This window comes from Streptomyces albidochromogenes (assembly GCF_005981925.1).
Classification (GTDB): domain Bacteria; phylum Actinomycetota; class Actinomycetes; order Streptomycetales; family Streptomycetaceae; genus Streptomyces; species Streptomyces albidochromogenes.
The window spans coordinates 1-2540 of the sequence record NZ_VBVX01000515.1; the positions used below are offsets into that span (position 1 = coordinate 1).

Here is a 2540-nt window from a genome sequence, read left to right on the forward strand (position 1 = left end):
CCCCTACCTCAACGGCGACATCCTCCAGCCGGGTTCCTTCACGAAACTGCCCGCCCACTGGAAGCAGACGGCCGGCTGGCTGGAGGAGTACTCGCCCGACGCCCGCGCCCTGGTGGTCCCGGCGACGGCGCACGGCATCCACACCTGGGGCTCGACGATCGACCAGCCGCTCGACGTGCTCGCCGGGTCCCGCTGGGCACAGCGCGACTACGTGCCGTTCGGAACCCCCGGCAATCGCAGGGCCATGGACGCGGTGGAGCAGGCCCTCACCACCGGCGGGCGGGTCCCGGGCCTGAGCGACTTCCTGAGCCGCGCCGGCCTGCACTACGTCGTCGTACGCAACGACCTGGACCCGGACCAGATCGGCTACGTACCCCCGCAGACCGTCAAACGCACCCTGGAGGAGTCCGGCTACCGCCGGGTCACGGCGTTCGGTCCGGTCCTCACGGGCGGTCGCATCCCGGACGACACCCCCGTCCAGATCGAGGGTCTCTACCCCCGGCAGCAGGCGGTGGAGATCTACGAGCCTCCCGCGTCGGCACCGCGCCCGGCCAGGGCGGGCATCGCCCCGGTGGCGGACACCGCGATCGTCAGCGGCGGCCCCGAGGCGCTCCTGCGCCTCTCGGCCGACCCGACGATGCGGGGACGTCCCGCCGTGCTCACCGGTGACAGCCACCCCGGCCTGGCGGACCCGGCGGTCCAGGCGGCGGCCGACGGCCTGCGGCGCGCCGACACCCGCTTCGGCCTGGTCAACTCGAACACCTCCTACACCTACACCGCCAAGGAGAGGAACCACTCCGAGAGCCTCCAGGACCCGGGCCGCGAGCCCCGCCAGATCCTCCCGAGCGACGACCCCGAGCACCAGACGACGGCCGTGCTGCGCGGCGCGGACTCGGTGACGGCGTCGAGCAGCGGCAACTGGCTGTTCCACCTGCCGCAGTACGACCCGGTGAACGCGTTCGACGCGAACCCCGACACGGCGTGGGCGGAGGGCAGCGCGGCGAAGCCCACGGGCGAGTGGCTGCGCATCGCCTTCACGTCCCCCGTCTCCCTCCCGTCCCGGATCCGCGTGACGCCCCTGCCGGCGGACGGCCTGCGGGCCGCCCCCACGGCCGTACGCGTGGAGACCGACAACGGCAGCAGGACGAGCCCCCTGCACCCCGACGGCGCACCGCAGGAGATCGAGGCGCCGCCGGGCAGGGCGACGTACCTGAAGCTCACCATCACCGGCGCCCAGCAGGGCCGCCCCGGGCTGATGGGCGCGGGCTTCACCGACGTGAACATCCCCGGCGTCCAGGTGACCCGCCTCCTCTCCCTCCCCCGGGACGCCGACCCCGACCTGGTCTCCCTCCACCGGGGCAGCGACCCGGGCGGGCTGTCGCCCGTGTCGGCGGAGGTGGGCCTGCACCGCCAGTTCTCGACGACCACGAAGGGCACCTACACGCTGACGGCCACAGCCCTGCCCGTACCAGGCGACAAGCTCGACGAACTCCTCTACACGCTCGCCCCCGAGCAGCGCCGCCGGCTGACGGCCACGGCCGACTCGACGTCCCGCCTGGGCGCGTCGCTCACGCCCCGCAACCTGGTCGACGGCGACCTCACGACGGCATGGATAGCGGGCGACAAGCCGACCCTGCACCTGCGCTGGCCGGGCAAGCGCCCCATCGGTGAGATCGTCTTCGCCGCCGCCGGCGGCCTGTCCACCCGCCCGGAGCAGGTGGAGATCAGCTCACCCGACGGAGCGACGACAGCCTCCGTGGACGAGAACGGCCTGGCCCGCTTCGAACCCATCAGGACCGACCGCCTGGACATCAAGATCACCCGCGCGGCGGCGCTGACGGTCCACAACCCGGTGGCGAACGGCGAGATGCAGCTCCCCGTGGGCCTCAGCGAGGTGTACGTCCCCGCACTGGACGACTTCAGAGTCCCGCAGCCCGAACCCAGCGAGACGTTCCAGCTCCCCTGCGGCCAGGGCCCCGTGCTGTCCGTCGACGGCACGCTGCACGCCACCGCCGCGAGCGGGAGGCTGAGCGACCTCACCGAGCGCCGCCCCGTCGAGGTGTCGCTCTGCGCCGGCCCCCAGCGCGACGGCAGGGTGAGCCTGCCCGCCGGCACGCACCGCGTGGAGGCCGGTGACGCGGGCCCGCTGGCCCTGACCGACATCACACTGACCAGGAACAAAGCCACGCCACCGGCCGAGCGTTCACGCACCCTCACCGTCAAGGACGCCGCGGGCGACCGCCGTTCCCTCACGGTCGGCCCGGGCGAGGCGTCGTACGTCCAGACGTACGAGAACGCCAACGCGGGCTGGCAGGCCACCCTCAACGGCCGCGAGCTGCCGTCCCTGCGGCTGGACGGCTGGCAGCAGGGCTGGCTGATCCCGGAGGGCGAGGGCGGCGAGGTGCGCATGGAGTACAAGCCGGCGCGCGTGTACGAAGCCGGCCTGATCGGCGGGGCGTTGGCCCTGGTCGCCCTGGCAGCCCTGACCCTCTACCGCGGCCGAACCGAACCAGAGGCCCCCGCACCCACTCCGCCCGCTC

General features: G+C 73.5%; 1 protein-coding gene. It reads left to right on the forward strand.

Going from position 1 to position 2540, the window contains the following annotated elements; translation table 11 throughout:
- On the forward strand, positions 1–2540 hold a 2540-nt coding region (locus tag E2E34_RS33290; RefSeq protein WP_138905561.1), incomplete at both ends, for an alpha-(1->3)-arabinofuranosyltransferase domain-containing protein.